General features: G+C 62.5%; 19 protein-coding genes. 11 read left to right on the forward strand and 8 right to left on the reverse strand.

The genetic code is table 11. From position 1 onward, the window contains the following. The first annotated feature begins 59 nt into the window (after positions 1–59). The 7 genes from lpxD to BLW55_RS01630 all read left to right on the forward strand — a co-directional run bounded on the left by lpxD (position 60) and on the right by BLW55_RS01630 (position 6,532). On the forward strand, positions 60–1,121 hold the full coding sequence (lpxD, locus tag BLW55_RS01600) for a UDP-3-O-(3-hydroxymyristoyl)glucosamine N-acyltransferase (protein ID WP_007006712.1): 1,062 nt from the start codon (positions 60–62) through the stop codon (positions 1,119–1,121). After that, positions 1,114–1,584 (forward strand): 3-hydroxyacyl-ACP dehydratase FabZ, encoded by a 471-nt coding sequence (gene fabZ, locus BLW55_RS01605; RefSeq protein ID WP_090326269.1) that lies wholly within the window; start codon positions 1,114–1,116, stop codon positions 1,582–1,584. The genes lpxD and fabZ overlap by 8 nt, the downstream gene beginning before the upstream one ends. Before the next feature lie 10 nt (positions 1,585–1,594). Further along, positions 1,595–2,425: an acyl-ACP--UDP-N-acetylglucosamine O-acyltransferase gene (gene lpxA, locus BLW55_RS01610; RefSeq protein WP_090326271.1), complete on the forward strand. Its 831-nt coding sequence runs from the start codon at positions 1,595–1,597 to the stop codon at positions 2,423–2,425. Continuing rightward, a complete protein-coding gene (locus tag BLW55_RS01615; protein WP_090326274.1) occupies positions 2,409–3,308 on the forward strand; it encodes an LpxI family protein in 900 nt (299 codons plus the stop codon). Before lpxA ends, BLW55_RS01615 begins: the two co-directional genes overlap by 17 nt. Beyond that, positions 3,298–4,473 carry a lipid-A-disaccharide synthase gene (gene lpxB, locus BLW55_RS01620; protein ID WP_090326279.1) on the forward strand — a complete coding sequence of 392 codons (1,176 nt, stop codon included), beginning with the start codon at positions 3,298–3,300 and terminating at the stop codon, positions 4,471–4,473. The genes BLW55_RS01615 and lpxB overlap by 11 nt, the downstream gene beginning before the upstream one ends. Before the next feature lie 230 nt (positions 4,474–4,703). Continuing rightward, on the forward strand, positions 4,704–6,095 hold the full coding sequence (locus tag BLW55_RS01625; protein WP_090326282.1) for an MATE family efflux transporter: 1,392 nt from the start codon (positions 4,704–4,706) through the stop codon (positions 6,093–6,095). Further along, complete coding sequence (locus BLW55_RS01630) at positions 6,092–6,532, forward strand: glyoxalase superfamily protein (protein ID WP_025031428.1); 441 nt, start codon at positions 6,092–6,094, stop codon at positions 6,530–6,532. The genes BLW55_RS01625 and BLW55_RS01630 overlap by 4 nt, the downstream gene beginning before the upstream one ends. 51 nt (positions 6,533–6,583) lie before the next feature. Here the strand turns inward: BLW55_RS01630 and gltA are convergent, their stop codons facing one another. Then, positions 6,584–7,879: a citrate synthase gene (gene gltA / locus BLW55_RS01635; RefSeq protein ID WP_007006705.1), complete on the reverse strand. Its 1,296-nt coding sequence runs from the start codon at positions 7,877–7,879 to the stop codon at positions 6,584–6,586. 196 nt (positions 7,880–8,075) lie between these two features. Continuing rightward, on the reverse strand, positions 8,076–9,497 hold the full coding sequence (gltX, locus tag BLW55_RS01640; protein WP_090326284.1) for a glutamate--tRNA ligase: 1,422 nt from the start codon (positions 9,495–9,497) through the stop codon (positions 8,076–8,078). A gap of 127 nt (positions 9,498–9,624) precedes the next feature. Between gltX and BLW55_RS01645 the strand changes: the two genes are divergently transcribed. Next, positions 9,625–12,060, forward strand: coding sequence for a ComEC/Rec2 family competence protein (locus BLW55_RS01645; protein WP_090326288.1), 2,436 nt, complete (start codon positions 9,625–9,627; stop codon positions 12,058–12,060). A gap of 153 nt (positions 12,061–12,213) precedes the next feature. Here BLW55_RS01645 and BLW55_RS01650 read toward each other — a convergent pair whose 3' ends face one another. Both BLW55_RS01650 and uvrA read right to left on the reverse strand, forming a co-directional pair. Continuing rightward, entirely contained in the window at positions 12,214–13,014 is an 801-nt protein-coding gene (locus BLW55_RS01650) for a DUF72 domain-containing protein (RefSeq protein WP_007006703.1), read from the reverse strand. A gap of 4 nt (positions 13,015–13,018) precedes the next feature. Further along, a complete protein-coding gene (uvrA, locus tag BLW55_RS01655) occupies positions 13,019–15,943 on the reverse strand; it encodes an excinuclease ABC subunit UvrA (protein ID WP_090326291.1) in 2,925 nt (974 codons plus the stop codon). A gap of 139 nt (positions 15,944–16,082) precedes the next feature. Here uvrA and BLW55_RS01660 point away from each other — a divergent pair, with 139 nt between their 5' ends. From BLW55_RS01660 to BLW55_RS01675, 3 genes are all read left to right on the forward strand, one after another. Next, positions 16,083–16,301, forward strand: a complete 219-nt coding sequence (locus BLW55_RS01660) for a hypothetical protein (protein ID WP_143038411.1) — start codon at positions 16,083–16,085, stop codon at positions 16,299–16,301. Between the two features lie 622 nt (positions 16,302–16,923). Continuing rightward, positions 16,924–17,421, forward strand: a complete 498-nt coding sequence (locus tag BLW55_RS01670) for a single-stranded DNA-binding protein (protein WP_007006698.1) — start codon at positions 16,924–16,926, stop codon at positions 17,419–17,421. A gap of 101 nt (positions 17,422–17,522) precedes the next feature. Further along, entirely contained in the window at positions 17,523–17,873 is a 351-nt protein-coding gene (locus BLW55_RS01675) for a hypothetical protein (protein WP_244508963.1), read from the forward strand. A gap of 160 nt (positions 17,874–18,033) precedes the next feature. Here BLW55_RS01675 and BLW55_RS01680 read toward each other — a convergent pair whose 3' ends face one another. Genes BLW55_RS01680 through trpD form a run of 4 tightly spaced genes read right to left on the reverse strand, consistent with a single transcriptional unit; the run spans position 18,034 to position 21,630 of the window. Beyond that, positions 18,034–19,293, reverse strand: coding sequence for a molybdopterin molybdotransferase MoeA (locus tag BLW55_RS01680; protein ID WP_090326298.1), 1,260 nt, complete (start codon positions 19,291–19,293; stop codon positions 18,034–18,036). Next, positions 19,290–19,790, reverse strand: coding sequence for a cyclic pyranopterin monophosphate synthase MoaC (gene moaC, locus BLW55_RS01685; RefSeq protein ID WP_090326301.1), 501 nt, complete (start codon positions 19,788–19,790; stop codon positions 19,290–19,292). Before moaC ends, BLW55_RS01680 begins: the two co-directional genes overlap by 4 nt. Positions 19,791–19,793: 3 nt before the next feature. Continuing rightward, complete coding sequence (gene trpC, locus BLW55_RS01690) at positions 19,794–20,609, reverse strand: indole-3-glycerol phosphate synthase TrpC (protein WP_090326303.1); 816 nt, start codon at positions 20,607–20,609, stop codon at positions 19,794–19,796. Then, positions 20,599–21,630 carry an anthranilate phosphoribosyltransferase gene (trpD, locus tag BLW55_RS01695; protein WP_090326306.1) on the reverse strand — a complete coding sequence of 344 codons (1,032 nt, stop codon included), beginning with the start codon at positions 21,628–21,630 and terminating at the stop codon, positions 20,599–20,601. The genes trpC and trpD overlap by 11 nt, the downstream gene beginning before the upstream one ends. Positions 21,631–21,632 lie beyond the last annotated feature (2 nt).

Genomic DNA, 21,632 nt, shown 5'->3' on the forward strand with positions numbered 1-21,632 from the left:
CGTGTTGCTGGAGCAGTTCCGTTTAGCCCGGGCCCTGTGGGCCCGGGCGAAAGGTTTCCATGAAGGACCCTGATTTTTTTCCTCCCGCACGCCGCATCACGGCAGGCGAGGTTGCCTCGCTGACGGGAGCTGAGCTTGTTCGCCCCGAGCTCGCAGAGGTCGTGATCGAGGGTGTTGCCGCCGCGTCCGAGGGCGGGGCAGGCATGCTCGTTTTCATCGAGGGCAAACGCAATGCCGAGCTCGTGCGAAACACGACGGCCGCCGCTGTCCTGTGCAAGCGCGAGGCGGCAGGCCATTGCCCCGATACTGTCGCGGTTCTGATCGTCGACAAACCTCAGGTCGCATTCGCCGAGATCACACGGCTTCTCTTTCCTCAGGCTATGAGCCCCGGATCGATGACCGGTGAGACCGGGATATCCGCCCGAGCGAGCGTGGCGGCCGATGCGGTTCTTGAGGATGGTGTGATTGTGGAGCCCGGCGCCGTCATCGGCGCGGGCGTCATGATCGGACGCGGCACGACCATCGCGCCCAATGCCGTGGTCGGTGCATTCACCCGGATTGGCCGGGACAGCTATGTCGGCCCCGGGGCCTCGGTTCAGTGCGCCATGATCGGTGATCGCGTCATCCTCCATGCCGGCGTGCGGATCGGCCAGGACGGTTTCGGCTATCTGCCGGGCGCAAGGGGACTGGAAAAACTGCCGCAGATCGGCCGGGTCGTCATTCAGGACGATGTCGAGATCGGCGCCAACACCACCGTTGATCGCGGCGCGCTCGTGGATACGGTCATCGGGCAGGGCACGAAGATCGATAACCTGGTCCAGGTGGCGCACAATGTCCGCATCGGCCGTAGCTGCGTCATTGCCGGAAATTGCGGCCTTTCGGGCTCTGTGACGCTCGGCGATTTCGTCATGCTGGGCGGCCGCGTCGGTATAGCCGATCACATCAATATCGGCACCGGTGCGCAGCTTGCCGCGTCGAGCGGCGTCATGAACGACGTGCCGGCAGGCGAGCGCTGGGCCGGTTCCCCCGCCCAGCCGATACGCGAGGCGTTTCGTGAGCTGGCTGCCTTGCGGGGGCTGGTAGACGGGAAGAGGAAGAAAATGAGGGACGGGGATGAGTGACACCGCTTCGACCACGCTTGAAAGCCTGGACATCATGGATCTGATGCGGCTGCTTCCGCATCGTTACCCGTTCCTTCTGGTCGACAGGATTGTCGAGATCGACGGTGACCGTTCGGCCATCGGCATCAAGAATGTCACGATGAACGAGCCTCATTTCACGGGGCACTTTCCGGCGCAGCCGGTCATGCCGGGTGTTCTGATCGTCGAGGCAATGGCGCAGACCGCCGGTGCGATCTGTATCAACAATGCCGGCGACGAAACCCCTTCGCTCGTTTATTTCATGACCATCGACAATGCCAAGTTCCGCAAGCCCGTCGTGCCTGGCGACCGTCTCGAAATCCACGTGACCAAGGTTAAACAGCGCGGCAGCATCTGGAAGTTCGATTGCGTCGCAAAGGTGGATGACACCAAGGTTGCCGAGGCGGTCATCTCGGCGATGATGTCTGTTGAACAGGCGAACTGACGGGAATTTTATGGCGCGCGAGACTGTCATTCACCCTTCGGCCGTTATCGAGCCCGGTGCCGAACTGGGCGAAGGGGTTCGTATCGGCCCGTTTTGCCATGTGTCTTCGGGCGCCAGGCTTCATGACGACGTGGAACTGATCGGCCATGTGACGATCATGGGCGACACGACGCTGGGCGAGGCCTGCCAAGTCTACCCGCAGGCCGTTCTCGGCGCTCCGCCGCAGAACTTCAAGCACAAGGGCGGCAAGAGCACGCTCGATGTCGGCGCCCAATGCGTGATACGCGAGGGCGTGACCTTTCACGCTGGAACGGACACAAGCCGCGGCAGGACGACGGTCGGCTCGCACGGCCTTTTCATGGCTTATTCGCATGTCGCGCATGACAGTGACGTCGGCAACCACGTGACCATGGCCAACTATGCCGGTCTCGGCGGGCATGCAGAGATCGGCGATCATGTGATCATTTCAGGCTATGCCGCCGTTCATCAGTTCGTACGCATTGGCCATCACGCTTTTCTGGGCGGATTTGCCGCCGTGGTGGGCGATGTCATCCCCTATGGCATGGCAGTGGGTGACCGGGCGCGCCTGCGCGGCCTCAACCTTGTCGGTCTGAAACGCTCGGGCATGCCGCGCGAGGACATTGCGGCCCTGCGCAGGGCCTACAGGACGCTCTTTGCGGAAGGGGCATCGCTGGAAGAAAACGCCGTCGCTGTCCGGAACGCTTATCCCTCTTCGGAGCTGATCGGCGACATTGTCGCCTTCGTTTCCGGCAGGGACAAGCGCCACTTCACACTCCCGGCGCGTGGCAAAGGCGCGTCCGAGGATGATGACACAGCCTGAAAACCACCCGGTTCTGCCGCGCGATGCCCGAGTTGCGGTCGTCGCCGGCAGCGGAGCCCTGCCACGGGATGTGGTGCGCACGCTCGTCAAGGGCGGGCACAGGCCGCTCGTCGTTGCCATTGAAGGCGAGGCGGACTGGCTGGATGGCGAGAACGTCACCGATTTCGATCTATGGCCGGCGCCGGCCGAGCGTCTGGGACTGTTCCTGCCCAGGCTCAAGCGCGCAGGCGTGACCCATCTCGTGCTTGCCGGGGGGGTAAGCCGCCGCCCGCCGATCCTGAAGGTCCGGCTTGGATGGGATGTGTTCTGCGCTCTTCCCAAACTTCTGGCAGCCTATGCAAAGGGCGACGATGGTCTCCTGCGCGCGGTCATTGCGCATATCGAATCCAAAGGCATTCGCGTTCTGGGCGCGCACGAGATTGCACCGGAGCTTCTCGCGCCCGAAGGGGTCATGACCCGCAGCGGGCCAAAGGCCTCCGACAGGAAAGACCTGGCCGCCGCCTATGAGGCAGCCCGCATGATCGGTGCGCTCGACATCGGTCAGGCCGCCATCGCCGTGGGCGGCCGTGCCGTGGCGCTCGAAGGCATTGAGGGAACTGCAGGGTTGCTTGAGCGGATGCGGGGCATGCGCAACCATGGGCGCCTTGCGGGAAAGGCGGGCGGGGCGCTGGTGAAGTGCGTCAAGCCGGATCAGGAGAAACGCGCCGACATGCCGACCATAGGCCCCGATACGATACGGGCGGCACATGCCGCCGGGCTCGCCGGCGTCGGCGTCGAGGCCGGGCGTTCGCTGATCCTCGACTATGCGACCACGATCGGGCTGGCAGACGAGCATGGTCTGTTCGTGATCGGGCTCGATCCGGAGGCGCACGATGAGCGTTGAGCGCCGCCCTTTGAAGATTGCCATCATTGCCGGCGAGGAATCCGGGGACCTTCTGGGTGCAGACCTCATAGAGGCGCTCCGTCGGGAAAGCGGGTCGGACGTCGAGCTTCTGGGTGTTGGCGGGCGAGGGCTGGTTGCACAGGGCCTGGAGTCGATCTTTGATGCCGAGGAGATTGCTCTGATGGGGATCAGCGCTATCGTGCGCGATCTGCCCCGACTGATACGCCGCATCGGCCAGACGGCAAGAGCCGTCGCAGATGCAGGGCCCGACTGCCTGATCACCATCGATAGTCCTGAGTTCAGCCTCCGCGTCGCAAAGAAGGTGCGCGCGCTCGCGCCCTCCATCCCGATCATCCACTATGTCTGCCCAAGCGTCTGGGCGTGGCGGCCGGGAAGGGCGCCCGCCATGCGCCCGCATGTCGACGAGGTGCTTTGTCTTCTGCCGTTCGAACCTGCCGAACTGGAACGGCTTGGCGGCCCGGCCGGCACCTTTGTCGGCCATCGTCTGGCAAGCGACCCGAACATCCTTGCTGCGGCGCAGGCGCATCTGTCTGGGGCGGCCAAAGCGCCTGACGAACAGCGCTCCCTGCTTCTCCTGCCCGGATCGCGCCGGGGCGAGGTCTCGCGTCTTCTCCAGCCTTTTGGGGAAACCGTGCGCCACCTTCATGAGGCGGGGCACGATTTCCGTGTGCTGATGCCCACCGTCCCGCACGTCTCCTCCATGATCGAGGCTGCGGTGAAGGACTGGCCGCAAAAGCCCGAAATCATCCTCGATCAGAAACGCAAATGGCGGGCGTTTGCCGAGGCCGATGCAGCACTGGCATGCTCCGGAACCGTCTCGCTGGAGCTGGCCCTGGCTCGGGTGCCGACCATTCTTTGCTACAAGACGGATTTCGCGGCGCGTGCGCTTATTCCATTGATCACCGTGTGGTCGGCGGCCCTGCCAAACCTGATTGCCGGCTGGCCGGTCGTGCCTGAGCATTTCAATCAATATGTCCGGCCGTCCTATCTGGCCCGCCAGATCACGACATTGTGGGACGACAAGCCGGGTCGGGCCGCGCAGATGGCCGGCTTCCAGGAGATCGCCGAAGCACTGGCCACCGCACGTCCGTCCGGTGAGATCGCTGCGCAGGTGGTTCTCCGGCATGTTTCAGGCGCCGCCTGAGATTTTGCAGGCTTTTCCGGCAACAGGCTCGCAAAGCACGCAGATCATTGACGTCAAGGCGGCTTCCGGCTAGAGAGCGGATCGGCTGCAGACGCCTGCCGTCCGCTGACATCATGTCACGGTGAAGTTCTGCCTCAGACCTTTTCAATCCTCCTCCACGCATGTCGCGCGGATGGCAATGCGGACCCCCGTCCTTTTCAGCGCGGCTCTGGCGACAGGAGAACGGGGATTTGTCTGAAAAGCCCATTAACGCATTCACCGAAGGTCCTCTCGGACCCATCTATGCGCGTACCGCGCTTCCGATCATCTTCGTGATGGGCATGAACGGACTGCTCGCTGTCTGCGACGCGCTCTTCCTGGGGCATTTCGTCGGACCGGATGCGCTGGCCGCCGTCACGCTCATGTTTCCGCTTTATATGCTCGTCGTCGCACTGGCGACGCTTGTTTCGAGCGGCATGTCGAGCCTTCTGGCACGTCGTCTTGGCGCGGCCGAAACACAGGCGGCAGCCGGAGTGTTCGCCGGCGCGCACGGCCTTGCGCTTCTGGTCAGCCTTCTTCTGATGCTGCTTTTCCTTCCGTTCGGACCGGCGATCTCCCTGCTTGTTGCCGGTGGCTCCCAGGAACTGGCGGAGATGGGGCTGATTTATCTGCGGATCACGGTCTTCTTTTCACCTCTTCTGTTCCTGCTTTCCGTCAACTCCGACGCATTGCGCAATGAGGGCCGCGTCAACCTGATGGCCGCGATGAGCCTGCTCGTCTCAATTGCCAATATCGGCTTCAACTACATGCTGATCGCCGGTCTCGGCATGGGGGTTGCCGGCTCTGCCTATGGAACCGCACTCGCCCAGGCGCTCGCATTCGCAGGCATTCTTGCCTTTCGTCTGCGGGGCCGGACGCAACTGCCTCTTTCAGTCCTTGTGCGCCACGGGCTGCATGGAGGCTGGGCACGCATCCTGGCACTCGGAGCGCCGCAGAGCCTGAATTTTATCGGCCTCGCGCTGGGGGCGGCAACGATCCTTACAGCGCTTCAATGGGTAGGGGCGCCGGGCTATGGGACCACCGTTTCGGCATACGGGATCATAACGAGGGTCATGACCTTCGCTTTCCTGCCGCTTCTTGGATTGAGCCATGCGATGCAGACGATCACGGGCAACAATTTCGGCGCAGACAGGCTGTTGCGTGTAAACAGGAGCCTGCAATTTGCTGTTGTCGTCGCCTTCGTCTACTGCCTTGCGCTTCAGGTTCTGATGGCCTGTTTCGCCTCTGCGATCGGGCGGGTCTTCGTCGGGGATCGAGCGGTCGTGGCCGAAGTGGCGCGCATCCTTCCCGTGATGACAGGTCTGTTCTTCGCCACTGGCCCGCTGATGATGATCGCAATGCATTTTCAGGCGATCGGTGATGCGGGTCGGGCGGCGCTGCTCGGTCTTTCGAAGCCATACCTCTTTGCGATCCCGTTCACCTTCTCGCTCGCGGCAGTTTTCGGCGAGGCCGGTATCTGGGTTGCCGGGCCGTCCGCTGAAGCGATGCTTTTCGTCCTTACCGTCATCGTGCTTTACCGCACGGCTCGGGGAAACAGGCTGGGATGGGGGCTTTTCCCGGCAGTGAGGGGAGAGCAGGCATGAATCCCGAACTGCCGACGATGGCAGAGGCAAAGGCGCTCGCAAAGCGCCTGCGTCAGCATCTGAAGGATCGCGGGCGCGTCGTATCGCATGCGCAGGCGCTCGAAACCATTGCGCACCAGCATGGATATCGCGACTGGAACACGCTTTGCGCGGCAATCGGGCAGAATGGGCCTGATGCATGGGCTCCCGGGCAGCGCGTGCAGGGAACCTATCTCTCGCGGCCGTTTGAGGGAACCCTGATCGCTTCGCAAAGGCTGCGCCCCGGCTGGTTTCGCGTTGTGATCGACCTGGACGAACCCGTGGACGTCGTCACGTTCGACAGCTTCTCCAACCACCGCAAACGCATTCGCGGAACTGTCGGTCCGGACGGGCATTCCCGCGAGCGGACATCCAACGGGCTGCCGCATCTCACGCTGGAAGCCAGAGCCGCTCCATAAAGAAAAAGCCCCGCCGAAAAACAGCGGGGCTTCGTCGCATCGTATAAGCGATCAGCGCTTGGCGATTGGCACGTAGTCGCGCTGCGTAGCGCCCGTATAGAGCTGGCGCGGGCGGCCGATCTTCTGCTTCGGATCCTCGATCATCTCTTTCCACTGGGCGATCCAGCCGACGGTGCGCGCGAGCGCGAAGAGCACCGTGAACATGGTGGTGGGGAAGCCCAGCGCCTTCAGCGTGATGCCGGAATAGAAATCAATGTTCGGATAGAGCTTCTTTTCGATGAAATACTCATCCGTCAGCGCAATGCGCTCCAGCTCCATGGCGATGTCGAGCTGTGGGTCGTCCTTGATGCCCAGTTCGCTTAACACCTCGTGGCAGGTCTTCTGCATGATCTTCGCGCGCGGATCGTAATTCTTGTAGACCCGGTGGCCGAAGCCCATGAGGCGGAAGGGATCGTTCTTGTCCTTGGCGCGGTCGATGAATTCGGGAATACGGTCGACGGAACCGATCTCGTCCAGCATGTTGAGCGCTGCTTCGTTGGCGCCGCCATGAGCCGGGCCCCAGAGACAGGCGATGCCGGCTGCGATGCAGGCGAACGGATTGGCACCGGAAGAACCGGCCAGACGCACCGTCGAGGTGGAGGCGTTCTGTTCATGATCGGCGTGCAGGATGAAGATGCGCTCCATTGCACGCGCCAGAACCGGGTTCACCTTGTACTCCTCGCACGGCACGGCAAAGCACATGTGCAGGAAGTTGGCGGCATAGCCGAGCTCGTTCTTGGGATAAACGAACGGCTGACCCACGTGATATTTGTAGGCCATGGCGGCAATGGTCGGCATCTTGGCGATCATGCGCAGGCTCGCCACCATGCGCTGATGCGGGTCGGAAATGTCGGTCGAGTCGTGGTAGAAGGCCGACATCGCGCCAACCACGCCGCACATGACGGCCATCGGATGCGCATCGCGGCGGAAACCGGTGAAGAAGCGGTTCATCTGTTCGTGCACCATGGTGTGGTGCGTCACGCGATAGTCAAAATCCTCTTTCTGCGCCTTGGTCGGCAGTTCGCCGTAGAGCAGCAGGTAGCAGGTCTCAAGGAAGTCACCATGTTCGGCAAGCTGCTCGATCGGATAGCCGCGGTGCAGCAGAATTCCCTCGTCGCCGTCGATATAGGTGATCTTCGATTCGCAGCTTGCGGTCGAGGTAAAGCCCGGATCGTAGGTGAACATTCCGGTGTCTTTGTAGAGCGAGGTGATGTTGACGACATCCGGGCCCACGCTGCCCTTCAAAACCTCAAATTCGTGCCCTTCTTCCTGGCCGCCAATTTCCAGCTTCGCAGTTGGTTTGGTCATCGCAATCACCTCTCACTTCAAGGAACTTGGCGCCAGAAAACTGTCGCCCAAATAAAAATGGCCGGCGGTCGAGCGCGCGAAATAGCTAACGCATTTCCCCCGTGGTGCCAAGCGCGTGCAGCATCTGAATATTGCAGTGCAGCACGCTCTCGGTGATCGAACCCGCTCCGCCAGCCAGGTCCTTTGCGGGACGAAGCTAGGCAGCCTGATCGCGGATGCGCGCCAAACTCTCCTCTCGCCCAAGAACGGAGAGAACATCGAAGATGCCTGGCGATGTGGTGCGCCCGACGAGCGCTGCCCGCAAGGGTTGGGCAACTTTGCCAAGCTTGCGTTCGGTCTGTTCCGCGAAGACGCGGACAGCAGCTTCGATGTTCGCAAGGGTCCAATCGCCGACATTTTGCAATACGGGAAGAATTTCCGCAAGCAGCTGGCGTGCATTCTCGTCAAGCAGCTGCGCGGCTTTCTCGTCGATCGACAGCGGGCGCTTTGCGAAAAGAAAAGCCGCATTATCAACGAGTTCTACGAGAGTCTTGGCGCGCTCTTTCAAGCCTGGAAGGGCCTGTAAAAGCTGGTTTTTTCGCGTCTCGTCGAGTGCGTCGAGAAGCGCTTTCCCACCGTCGAGATAGGGCAATGTGCCGACCAGCACGTCGAGCAGCTTCGCATCGTCCATCTGCCGCATATGCACGCCGTTGAGCGCTTCAAGCTTCTGGAAATCGAAACGCGCGGCGCCCTTGTTCACGTCCACGATGTCGAACCAGCGAATCATGTCCTCGTCGGACATGATCTCGTCATCTCCGTGGCTCCAGCCGAGCCGTGCCAGGTAGTTGCGCAGGGCGGAGGGAAGATATCCCATTTCCCGATAGGCCTCGACGCCGAGCGCACCGTGGCGCTTGGAGAGTTTGGCCCCGTCTGGCCCATGAATAAGCGGGATATGGGCCATCACCGGCACCTCCCAGCCCATGGCCCTGTAGATCACCGTCTGGCGCGCGGCATTGGTCAGATGATCGTCGCCACGAATGATGTGCGTGACGCCCATGTCGTGATCGTCCACCACGACGGCATGCATGTAGGTCGGCGAACCGTCGGAGCGCAGGATGATGAAATCGTCGAGGTCCTTGTTGGGAAAGCGCACTGTACCCTGCACCTGGTCCTCGACCACGGTTTCGCCCTCCCGGGGCGTCTTGATGCGGATCACCGGCTTGACGCCTTCGGGAGCCTCTGCAGGATCACGGTCGCGCCAGGTGCCGTCATAGCGGGGCGGGCGGCCCTCGGCGCGCGCCTTTTCTCGCATCGCTTCAAGCTCTTCCTGGGAACTGTAGCAGTAATAGGCCTCGCCCTTGGCGACCAGTTCCTCGGCGACCGCGCGATGCCGGTCCGCCCGCTCGAACTGCGAGACCGGTTCTCCGTCGCAGTTGAGCCCCAGCCAGGCAAGCCCGTCCAGAATGGCCGCCGTGGCCTCATCGGTCGAGCGCTGCCGGTCCGTGTCCTCGATGCGCAGCAGCATCTTTCCACCGGTGTGGCGCGCATAGAGCCAGTTGAAAAGGGCCGTGCGCGCACCGCCGATATGAAGGAATCCGGTGGGTGAGGGTGCAAAGCGCGTGACGACGGGTGTGGTCATGAATCTATCCCGGGAATTGGCGCGGTCTCACGATCCGCTGGGTGTGTGATACCGCAGGTGGCCTTCGGTTGGCTGTCATGTAGCATAGAACGGTCCGGGCGCAAGCATTGCACGGGAGGCCAGGCCGATGGGGGGCAAACTGGCGATTGCGGAGAGCGACGAGCGGGCGCAGTTCGCGGTCGGCACGCAGACGCCGGAAGCTGAAGACGCAACGCAGGGCATCTTGGTGTCGCCGGCGCGCCCTGCGCATGCGCCGGTCGCAGCGCGAATCCATGGCCTCGTCGCTCCGCTCGGCAAGCGCCTGAATGCAGATATGCGTGCCGCGCTTTCGCGGGAAGCGGCAAGAGGCACTCTGTTCCTCTGGCTTCCTGTCCTGCTGGGCAGTGGCGCGCTCGCTTATTTCGCCCTGCCGGTCGAACCACCGGCCTATGCCATTGTCTGCGGTCTGCTCGCGCTTGCCCTTGTGGCATTTCTGGCCGCGGGAAAGCCGCTGCTGCGTGGTGCCGTTCTTGCAGCCCTCATCGTTCTGCTGGGGCTCGCCTGCGCCAAAGTGGAGAGCTGGCGGACCGGCACGCCCATGCTCGGCGCCGACGTGACCACCCGGCTCACCGCCCGCGTCATCAGCATTGAGCATCGTGCGAATGGGCGTTTCCGCCTGACAGTGGATGTGGTGTCCACCAGACGCCCGCAATTGCGTTATGCACCAGCGCGGGCGCGCCTGTCGGCGCGCTCCATCCCGGCCGGGCTGAGGCCGGGTGACGGGATCGAGGGCCTCGTGCGCCTGATGACGCCCTCGGGGCCGGTGCGGCCGCACGCCTATGATTTTTCTTTCGAGAGCTATTTTGACGGCCTCGGGGCCGTGGGCTTTTTCATGCGTGATCCCGAACCTGTGGAGATCGAGCCGTTGCCCGGGGCGCGGCAGTGGGTGCAGCGGATGTCGTCCAGCCTGCAGGGACTGCGGGAAAGCCTGGCCGCGAGGCTGCGCGAGCGGGTGGGCGGGGCCGAAGGCGAGGTTGCAGCCGCCTTGATCACCGGCATGAGGGGCGGCATCCCCGAAGCCTATAATGAAGACCTGCGCCGCGCCGGGCTTGCGCATGTCCTTGCCATTTCGGGGCTGCACATGGCGCTTGCAGCTTTCACGATCATCGGAGCCGCAAGGCTGGGCTTTGCCGTGTTCCCGGGCTTTTCTTCACGCCATCCCGTGCGCAAATACGCCGCCGCAGCGGCGCTGCTCGTCTGCTTCTTCTATCTGCTTGTTTCCGGCAGCGGTGTGGCGGCGCAGCGCAGCTTTCTCATGCTGGCGGTCATGCTGCTGGCGCTGTTGTTCGACCGCGCTGCCCTGACCATGCGCAATCTCGCGGTTGCGGCACTGGCAGTGATCATCACGACGCCACATGAGGTTGTCGGGCCGGGTTTCCAGATGTCTTTCTCGGCAACGGCCGCCCTGATCGCAGGCTATGCGGCGTGGAACGCGCACCGCGAGAAGCGGCTCGCCCGAAAGCCATATGTCGAGCGGAGAGGTGCTGCGAAGCTCATCCATCTCGTTCTCCTGTCTATTGGCGGAATTGCGCTCACATCCCTGATCGCCGGCACCGCAACAACGCTTTATGGCGTCTGGCACTTTCAGCGGGCCTCGCCGTTGGCCCTCGGCGCCAATCTGGCGGCGATGCCTGTCGTTTCCCTGGTGGTGATGCCCTCGGCCGTCGCCGCAATTGCGACCATGCCGCTCAATCTCGATGGGTGGCCGCTGGCCGTGATGGGGTGGGGCATTTCCACCGTCATGAGCATCGCGCGATGGTTCTCCGAGCGGACCCCCATCGATGCGACCGGGGCGATACCGCTTGGCGCCACACTGAGCCTGACAGCGGCACTCGTTGTTCTCACCATGACCACGACGAGGTTGAGGATTGCCGCATTGCCGTTCCTGGCGATGGGGTTTTTTCTCATAGCGACGCGCAGTCTGCCTGACGTCCTCATCTCCGAAGACGCACGCCTCGTGGCGGTACGCACACAGGATGGCGCGCTCGCCGTCAATCGAAAGCGTCCCAATGCGTTTTCGCTGGAGAACTGGCTGCGCGCGGAAGGCACCGAAACTGTCCGGAAACCGGACGGGTTGAGCAGCGCGAGCACTGCCGAACTCATTGCCCGGGCGTCAGCGCATCATTTCCTGTGCAACGACGCCATTTGCGTCCTGCGCCACGAAAGCGGAGCGATTATCGGCCATGTAAGGAAAACGGATGCAGCGATGCCGAGACGGTCTTTTCGTGAACTGTGCGGAGCCGCCGATCTCGTCGTCATCAATGATGCGCGCATCGATCGGCCCTGCGGGGCCGATGGCGCGCAGACAATCACGGCGCGTGACCTGGCCCGTCGGGGCAGTGCCGAGATACGCATTGAACGAAAGGGGCGCGACGCGCTTCTGTTCAACATCGCTTATGCGATCAGCGAGCCCCATCGGCCATGGCATGAGCAACGCCAGTTTTCACGCGCCGCCCGCGGGCTGGGACCATACAAACGCACGCGGAACGCTCCCGAAGAAGCGAAAAAACATCAGCAAAATTAGCGTTTTAGAGCGAACACCAAAGGCAACTCATAAAATCACGCAGACATGAGCCAGAGTATCGGACCGAAAAGTGAAACCCGGTTTTCGGGCTATTCCGATGCTCGATCAATCGTTTAGATCGTCCTTTGTGCGTCCGGGCGGACGCACGGCGATCTAACCCGCGCGCTCCATGAAAGCCCTGGCGGCATGCGGCGCGCGAATCTTTCCTTCATGGATGAAATAGACGAACACGTCGCGCGGCTTTGTCTCCGGTGTGAAGGCCGGGTCCATGAGGGGCAGGTCGCCCGGCTGTCCGCCCGCGGCCCAGAGCCTCGCGCGCTTCGCCCATCCATCGAGCTCGTCGGGAGGATATGCGGTCGGGATGTCGTCCTCACCGCGCTGCAGGCGGGCATAGACGAAATCGCCGGTCACGTCGGCGATCTCTGGGTAAGTGTTGTGATGCGCATAGCAGACTGCCGCACCGTATTTGCGCACAAGCTGAGGAAATTCCGGTGTACAGAAGGTCTCGTTGCGCACCTCCAGAACATGTCGGAGAGGCACGCCGTCGCGCTCGTGCGGCAGCAGTTTCAGAAAACCCTCGAAATCCTCGGGATCGAACTTTTTCGTCGGCGCGAACTGCCAGACCAGCGGGCCCAGCTTCTCGCCGATCTCGGAAATTCCCGATCCAAGAAATTTTTCAAGAGATTCAGATGCTTCCGAGAGAACCTTGCGGTTCGTCACAAAGCGGTTTCCCTTGAGTGAAAAGACAAACCCGTCCGGCGCTTCACTTGCCCATTTGGCATAGGTGGCCGGTTTCTGGCTGCCGTAATAGGTGCCGTTCACCTCGATTGTCGGCACCTGCCGTGAGGCAAATTCGAGCTGTCGCTTCTTCGGCAGGTCGTCGGGATAGAACGTGCCTTCCCATGGCTGAAACGTCCAGCCGCCCATGCCGGCGCGAATGGTGCCTGTGGTCATCGGTCTACTCCGCTGCCTGTGCCTTGCCGGCGGGCCGGCGCTCAAGAAGTTCTTTCAGAAATTTGCCGGTATAGCTGCGCGGCTCGGCCATCACGTCGTCGATGGAGCCGGAGGCAACAAGCTCGCCGCCGCCATCGCCGCCTTCGGGACCCAGATCGAGGATCCAGTCGGCGGTCTTGATGACTTCGAGATTGTGCTCGATCACCACGACCGTGTTGCCCTGGTCGACCAGTTCATGCAGCACTTCAAGCAGCTTTGCCACATCGTGGAAATGCAGGCCCGTGGTTGGCTCGTCCAGAATGTAGAGCGTACGGCCCGTGGCCCGTTTCGACAGTTCCTTGGCGAGCTTGATGCGCTGCGCCTCGCCGCCAGAAAGCGTGGTGGCCTGCTGGCCGATATGGATGTAACCGAGGCCGACGCGGGCGAGCGTGACCAACTTGTCGCGCACGGCAGGAACGGCCGCGAAAAACTCCACGCCTTCATCCACCGTCATTTCCAGCACATCGGCAATCGACTTGCTCTTGAAGGTGACTTCGAGCGTCTCGCGGTTGTAGCGCTTGCCATGGCAGACATCGCAGGTGACGTAGACATCCGGCAGAAAGTGCATCTCGATCTTGATGACACCGTCGCCCTGGCAGGCCTCGCAGCGGCCGCCTTTGACATTGAACGAGAAGCGCCCGGGCTGGTAGCCGCGCGCCTTGGCTTCCGGCAGGCCGGCAAACCAGTCGCGGATCGGCGTGAACGCGCCGGTATAGGTGGCCGGGTTGGACCGGGGCGTGCGCCCGATCGGAGACTGGTCGATGTCGATCACCTTGTCGAGATGTTCGAGCCCTTCGATCCTGTCATGCTCGGCGGGCTGTTCGCGCGAGCCCATGATCCGGCGCGAGGCGGACTTGAACAGTGTCTCGATCAGAAGTGTGGACTTGCCGCCACCGGAAACGCCGGTGACACAGGAAAACGTTCCGAGCGGCACTTCCGCCGTCACGTCCTTCAAATTGTTTCCGCGCGCGCCCACGACGCGGATGCGGCGCTTCTTCGGGATTTCACGGCGCTGCTCGGGCATCTTGATCCCCATCGCACCGGTCAGATATTTGCCGGTGATGGAGGCCGGACTGGCCATGATGTCGCGCGGCGTGCCTTCGGCGATGATCTGGCCGCCGTGGACGCCAGCGGCAGGGCCGATGTCGACCACATGGTCAGCCGTCAGAATGGCGTCCTCGTCATGCTCGACCACGATCACCGTATTGCCGAGATCGCGCAGATGTCTGAGCGTTGCGAGAAGCCGGTCATTGTCGCGCTGATGCAGGCCGATGGACGGCTCGTCGAGCACATAAAGAACGCCGGTCAGGCCGGAACCGATCTGTGAGGCAAGCCGGATGCGCTGGCTCTCGCCGCCCGAAAGCGTGCCCGAATTGCGCGAAAGCGTCAGATAGTCGAGGCCCACATCGTTGAGAAAGCGTAGCCGCTCGCGGATCTCCTTCAGGATGCGGACCGCGATCTCGTTCTGCTTGTCATTGAGATGCTCAGGCAGATCCTCGAACCATGCACCCGCCTTGCGGATCGACATTTCGGTGACCTGGCCGATATGCAGGCCGTCGATCTTCACCGCCAGCGCCTCGGGCTTCAGGCGGTGTCCGCCGCACGCCGGGCAGGGGTGGGCCGACATGTAGCGCTCGATCTCCTCGCGCATCCAGGCCGATTCGGTCTCCTTCCAGCGGCGCTGGAGATTGACCACGACACCCTCGAAGGGTTTTGTGGTCCGGTAGCTGCGCAGGCCGTCATCATAGTCGAAGACGATCTTCTTCTCGCCCGTGCCATTCAGGATCGCATCCTGCCCGTCGGCCGGCAGGTCGCGCCAGCGGTCGCCCACCTTGAAGCCGTATTCGCGTCCAAGCGCCTCCAGCGTCTGCAGATAATAGGGCGAGGTCGATTTCGCCCAGGGTGCAATCGCCCCTTCGCGCAGGATCGCATTGTCGTCCGGCACCACCAGATTCGGATCGATGGCGCGCTGGCTGCCGAGCCCGTCGCAGGTCGGGCAGGCGCCCGCCGGGTTGTTGAACGAGAAAAGCCGCGGCTCGATTTCCGGAATCGTGAAGCCGGAGACGGGGCAGGCGAATTTTTCCGAAAAGACGATGCGCTCGTGCGTCTCGTTCTTCGATTTGTTGGCCCCGCCACCCTTTGCGGTCGCCTCGTCGGACAACGGCCTGTCTGCAAATTCGGCAATCGCCAGCCCTTCGGCGAGTTTTAGGCAGGTTTCGAGCGAATCCGCGAGCCGCGTTGCCAGATCATCCCGAACCACGACGCGGTCCACCACCACGTCGATGTCGTGCTTGTATTTCTTGTCGAGTGCCGGCACCTCGGCGATCTCATAGAACGTGCCGTCCACCTTGACGCGCTGAAAGCCCTTCTTCTGGAGTTCGGCCATCTCCTTGCGGTACTCGCCCTTGCGTCCGCGCACGATGGGAGCGAGCACATAAAGCCGCGTGCCTTCCTCCAGTGCCATCACCCGGTCCACCATCTGGCTCACTGTCTGGCTCTCGATGGGCAGGCCCGTGGCCGGTGAATAGGGCACGCCCACACGCGCGAAGAGCAGGCGCATATAGTCGTAAATCTCCGTCACCGTGCCGACGGTGGAGCGCGGGTTCTTCGACGTCGTCTTCTGTTCGATCGAAATGGCCGGAGAAAGCCCGTCGATCTGGTCGACATCCGGCTTCTGCATCATTTCCAGGAACTGGCGCGCGTAGGCCGAAAGGCTCTCCACATAGCGTCGCTGCCCCTCGGCATAGATCGTGTCGAAGGCGAGCGACGACTTGCCGGAGCCCGACAGGCCGGTCATGACGATCAGCTTCTCGCGCGGCAGGTCGAGATCGACATTCTTCAGATTGTGCTCGCGCGCACCGCGAATGGTAATGGACTTGTGTTCTGGCATGCCCCGTCGCTGCCTGTCTTGAGAAACCGGATTGGCCGGCAGCATGCCGGTCCGTGCATCATGTAGGAAGCGGCACGCAAATGTCGACCGCAGCGCCAGGGATGACGCCAGCCGGTATCGCTTCGCCGCAGATACGCCAATGCCACTCAACGAGCGGAAGGGCGCATATTCTTCCTTTAACACGCTTGCCCGGCTGATGGGCAAGCAAAAAGAACAAAGACCGAACGTTCTCCTGACAATTCTGGCAGGAGCGTACGGTTCGTTACAGGCGATCACATTTGCTGGCATAGCGGGCCATTCGCTTGACCGGCGAAACCCGAAGGCGCAGTATGCCCCGGTCAGCGCTCGCGGCTTTTGAGCACTCGCAGGAGGCGCCGGTGGGCGCATCGGCTGCGCATCGCCGCTTGAGCACGCTGACGCCGAGCAAATGTCCGAAACGCGAAGAAGGAGGAAGGCATGAATCCACCTGACCGATCCACCAGGCTTCGCCTCGATCGCGAAGCCACAGCTGGCTGATCGGTCCGCTACGCATTCGGCGCATTGCGCGACGCATGTGTTTCGGTTCCGGTCCAGGGCGCATGACGTTTCTGGAGAACGCATTCGCCGGCAGGCATGACAACGCTGGCGGCTGGCTGCCCCCGAAAATCAGATTTACTTGAAGACAGGGTTGGTGAAACCGCCCTGCCTGACGACACCGGTAAACCATTCCCGGTATGGAGGGTCAGAAGACCCGGAGCCCCGCGCGACCAGAAGGCGGCGGGGCTTTTCCTTGCAATGCCGGACCGAAGCATCGCGCAGGGGGCCGCGGAAGGTGCCCCGGACGGCGCCCTTGAAGGCATTGACAGATGTTCGTCGAATGTGAACATAATAAGAACAAATGAGCTGTGGACGACAGCGGAGCGGGCAAAGGCGAAGAGCGCGCGGCAGTTCCGCTTGCGATAAGGTGCGCGGCAGATTTCGGACAAGCGTGGAGAAGCGTTATGGCGGGCAGCGTCAACAAGGTCATTCTGGTGGGAAATCTGGGCGCCGACCCGGAAATTCGCCGGCTCAATTCCGGCGATCCGGTGGTCAACATGCGGATTGCCACATCGGAAACATGGCGTGATCGCCAGTCGGGCGAGCGGCGTGAGCGTACCGAATGGCATAATGTGGTGATTTTCAACGACAATCTCGCCAAGGTTGCCGAGCAGTATCTGAAGAAGGGCGCCAAGGTCTATATCGAGGGCCAGCTCCAGACGCGCAAATGGACCGACCAGAACGGTCAGGAGCGTTACACGACCGAAGTCGTGCTGCAAAAATTCCGCGGCGAACTGCAGATGCTCGACACGCGCGGCCAGGGCGGTGACAGTCAGGTCGGCTATGGTGGCGGCAGCGGCAATCGCAGCTCCGATTTTGGCCAGTCCGGCCCTGCCGACAGCGGCGGCGGCGGAGGCGGAGGCGGCTACTCGCAGAACCTCGACGACGAAATCCCGTTCTGATCGGGAACAGGGTCGTGTTGAAACCCGGCAGTGCCGCCCCGATCCATGGACGTCTCCCTGGTATCTGGGCATGGCGCGCCGGGTTTTTCGCATTTTCAATCGTGTTCGCGACGTTCACATCGGCAGTGACCGCCGGTGAAGCGGACGTCGTCGACGTGAAAATCGTCGCCGAGACCGGCGGCACCTACCGCTTCGACGTCACCGTGGAACATGCAGATGAAGGGTGGGAGCACTACGCGGATCAATGGGACGTGCTCGACGATGCCGGCAATGTCCTCGGGTCACGCAAACTCCTGCACCCGCATGTGAACGAACAGCCATTTACCCGCAGCCTCTCTGGCGTGTCACTGCCTGACGGGCTGACCCATGTCACCATTCGCGCACGCGATTCCGTTCATGGATTTGGCGGAAGAGAGGTGACGCTGCCCATTCCCGGCCGCGGGGACGGGTAAGGTCATCAGCCCGGATCTCTCCTGAAATACAATTGCGCCGCCGGCGGATACCTGGAGCGGTTCACCGTTTCACGGAAACACTGCTCCGTTCTGTCTCTCTGATTTCCCGCATTTGCGCTGACGTCAGGTGATTCCACCTGACTGCAAAATGCTCTGGAGGCTATGCCAGCATCAGAACGCGGCAGCGTGAACCCGGCTCGGCAGCCGGCGCGCCTGGTTCGCGCACGATAAGCGCATTGGCCGCGGCCAGGGTGGTTAACATGGACGAATCCTGCAGCGAAAAGGGCGTCGCGATCAGCCCCTCAGGGCCGGAAGCGACCGAAGCGCGGATATAGTCGCGGCGATCGTCATTCTCGCGCAGGGCACTCGCCAGAACCGCAGCGCGCAGATCCGGCGTGTGGCTGCGCTGGCCAAGGCGGGCAACAAGCGGGCGCAGGAAAAGATGGGCGCAGACAAGGCTTGAGACCGGATTGCCGGGAAGGCCAAGCACCCGCATGGTTCCGGTGGTATCGGGCCGGGAAGTGGAATTCGGGTTTCGGCTGTTCCGATGTTCCAGCCGGCCAAACATGAGCGGCTTGCCCGGGCGCATGGCGATCTTCCAGAAGTCGAGCGACATGCCGGCGTCAAGCAGAGCCTGCCGCACCAGATCGCGAGCCCCCACGGAGGCGCCGCCAAGGGTTACAAGCACATGCGCGCCCGCCGCGACGGCCCTTTGCACTGCGGCGGTGATCGCGGCGCTGTCGTCGCCGACAATGCCGAGATCGAGGATCCGGGCCCCTTCGCTTTTGCCAAGAGCCCCAATGGCGAACCCGTTGGAGGCCACGATCTGATCGGGGCCGCAGGCCTCGCCCGGTCGCACCAGCTCATCGCCCGTGGCGATGATGGCAACCAGCGGACGCTCGGTTACCGAAAGCATCGCATGGCCGGCGGCAGCGGCGAGACCGACACCGGCCGGCCCGAGCCGGCGCCCCTGTTCAAGAACGACATCGCCTTCGACAAAATCGAGCCCAGCCCTGCGGATGTGGCGCCCGCTGGCAACCGTGCTCGTTGCTTCGATGCTGCCATCATCCTGAAGATCGGCATTTTCCTGAATGAGAACCGTATCGGCGCCTTCCGGCACCGGCGCTCCGGTGAAGATGCGAACGGCCTCGCCAGCGCCGACCGCGCCGTGAAACCGATTGCCGGCAGCCGATTCCCCGATCACCCGCAACCGCACCTCACGCGGTGTTTCGACATCCGCAGCCCGCACGGCGTAACCATCCATGGCCGACGCGTCGAAAGGTGGCTGTGTGCGCATCGCCGAAAGCGGGGTGGCCAGAACACGTCCGTCCGCCTCTTCGATCGGCACCATTTCACCGGGCAGGGCCTTCACGCCGTCGAGAATGCGCTCCAGAGCCTCATCCACCGGCAGAAGCGTCATGTCGAAGGCTCCGGTGCGCGCCAGTCGCCGGATTTGCCGCCGGTCTTTTCCAGAAGGCGAACGTCTCTGATGATCATTCCCTTATCCAGCGCCTTTGCCATGTCGTAAATGGTCAGGCAGGTGATGGAGACGGCCGTCAGCGCTTCCATTTCAACCCCGGTCTGGCCGGTCACCCGCACACGGGCTCGCACTCTCAGGCCGGGCAGCGCGTTATCCGCCTCGATTTCCACCACCACTTTGGAAAGTGCCAGCGGATGGCATAGCGGAATGAGGTCAGATGTCTTCTTGGCGCCCATGATGCCGGCTATGCGCGCGGTGGCAAGCACATCGCCCTTCTTGGCATTGCCTGAAAGGATGGCTTCCAGCGTTTGCGCCTGCATGACGACAGCGCCTTCGGCGACGGCCTCCCTGCGGCTTTCCTGCTTGCCGCTCACATCCACCATATGCGCTTCTCCGGAAGCGCCGATATGCGTCAGCTTTCCGGTGTCGTCGCTCATCGTTCAGCCTGCCGGATTTGCGGTATCGAGCCCCAGCAGGGCACGGGTCGCGCCTGCGACATCCTCCTGCCGCATCAGGCTTTCGCCGACCAGAAAGGTGTTCATGCCGGCACGCGCCAGGCGACGGCAATCTTCATTGGTGAAGATGCCGCTCTCGCCAACCACCAGCCGGTTTTCAGGCACGCGTGGGGCCAGCCGTTCGCTGGTTTCAAGGCTTGTTTCAAAGGTGCGCAGATTGCGATTGTTGATACCGATGAGGCGTGACGAAAGCTCGAGAGACCGCTCCAGCTCACGCTCGTCGTGGACCTCGATCAGGCAGTCCATGCCGAGTTCGAGGGCCGTATCCTCAAGGGCCCGGGCTTCATCTTCCGAAACGCTGGCCATGATGATCAGGATGGCGTCCGCCCCCCAGCTGCGCGCTTCATAAACCTGATAGGGTTCGAACAGGAAATCCTTGCGCAGCGCCGGCAGCGCACATGCGGAGCGGGTAGCTTCGAGAAACGCAGGCGCACCCTGAAAGGAAGGTCCGTCGGTCAACACGGAAAGGCATGCGGCACCGCCGTCTTCATAGGCCGCGGCCAGTCGGGGAGGGTCGAAATCTGCGCGAATGAGCCCGCGCGACGGGCTCGCCTTCTTTATTTCGGCAATAAGCCCAAAGCGGCCGGTCGCCTGTTTGTGAAGAAGCGCATCGGCGAAGCCGCGCGGTGCCTCGACGTCGCGTGCTCTGGCAACAAGATCGGGCAGGGGCGTGGTGGTCTTGGCCGCAGCGATCTCCTCGCGCTTATAGGCTTCGATTTTGCGTAGAATATCAGTCGTCACCGCTCGGGGCTCCCCTGTTTGAAACCTCGATCAGCTGATTCAGGGTGGCCAGCGCATGCCCATGGTCAAGCGATTCAGCGGCCAGCTTCATGCCATCCTTCAGGGTCTTTGCGCGTCCTGCGACAACCAGCGCCGCACCCGAATTCAACAGGCAGATATCGCGGTAGGCGTTCTTCTCGCCTTCCAGAACCGCTTTCAGCGCCCTGGCATTGTACGCCGCTTCGCCGCCTTTCAGATCCGCCATCGTGACCCGCTTCAGGCCGACATCCTCGGGCATGATCTCAAAATGGCGGATTTCACCGTCCTCGAGCGCCGCAACCTGCGTCGTCCCGGCGGTGGTCATCTCATCCAGCCCGGCGCCGTGAACGACCCATGCGGATTCTGTGCCCAGCTGTTTGAGCACGTGGGCGATCGGCGCCACCCATTCCGGTGCGAACACGCCCACAAGCTGGCGGCGGACACCCGCCGGATTGGAAAGCGGCCCGAGAAGATTGAAGATCGTGCGGGTCCCGAGCTCAACGCGGGATGGCCCGACGTGACGCATGGCCGAGTGATGGGCGGGCGCAAACATGAAACCCAGCCCCGCCTCGTTGATGCAATCGGCGATCTCCTGCGGGGTCAGCTCGATATTGATGCCAAGGGCAGCCAGCGTGTCAGCCGCACCGGACCGCGAAGAGAGCGCCCTGTTACCATGCTTGGCGACGGGCACGCCGGCACCCGCAACGATGAAGGCCGAGCAGGTAGAAACGTTGTAAGAGCCGGAGGCATCGCCGCCTGTGCCGACGATGTCCACCGCATCATCGGGAGCAGAGACCGGCAGCATCTTGTCGCGCATCGTGGCAACGGCGCCGGAAATTTCTTCCACGGTTTCGCCGCGCACGCGCAGAGCCATGAGAAAACCGCCGATCTGGCTTGGCGTCGCATCGCCCGACATCATGATGTCGAAGGCCTGCCTCGCCTCGTCAAAACTCAGGGAGGCGCCGGAAGCGGCCTTGGCGATGTAGGTTTTGAATCCGTTCATCT

Source organism: Nitratireductor aquibiodomus (genome assembly GCF_900105565.1).
GTDB lineage: Bacteria > Pseudomonadota > Alphaproteobacteria > Rhizobiales > Rhizobiaceae > Nitratireductor > Nitratireductor aquibiodomus.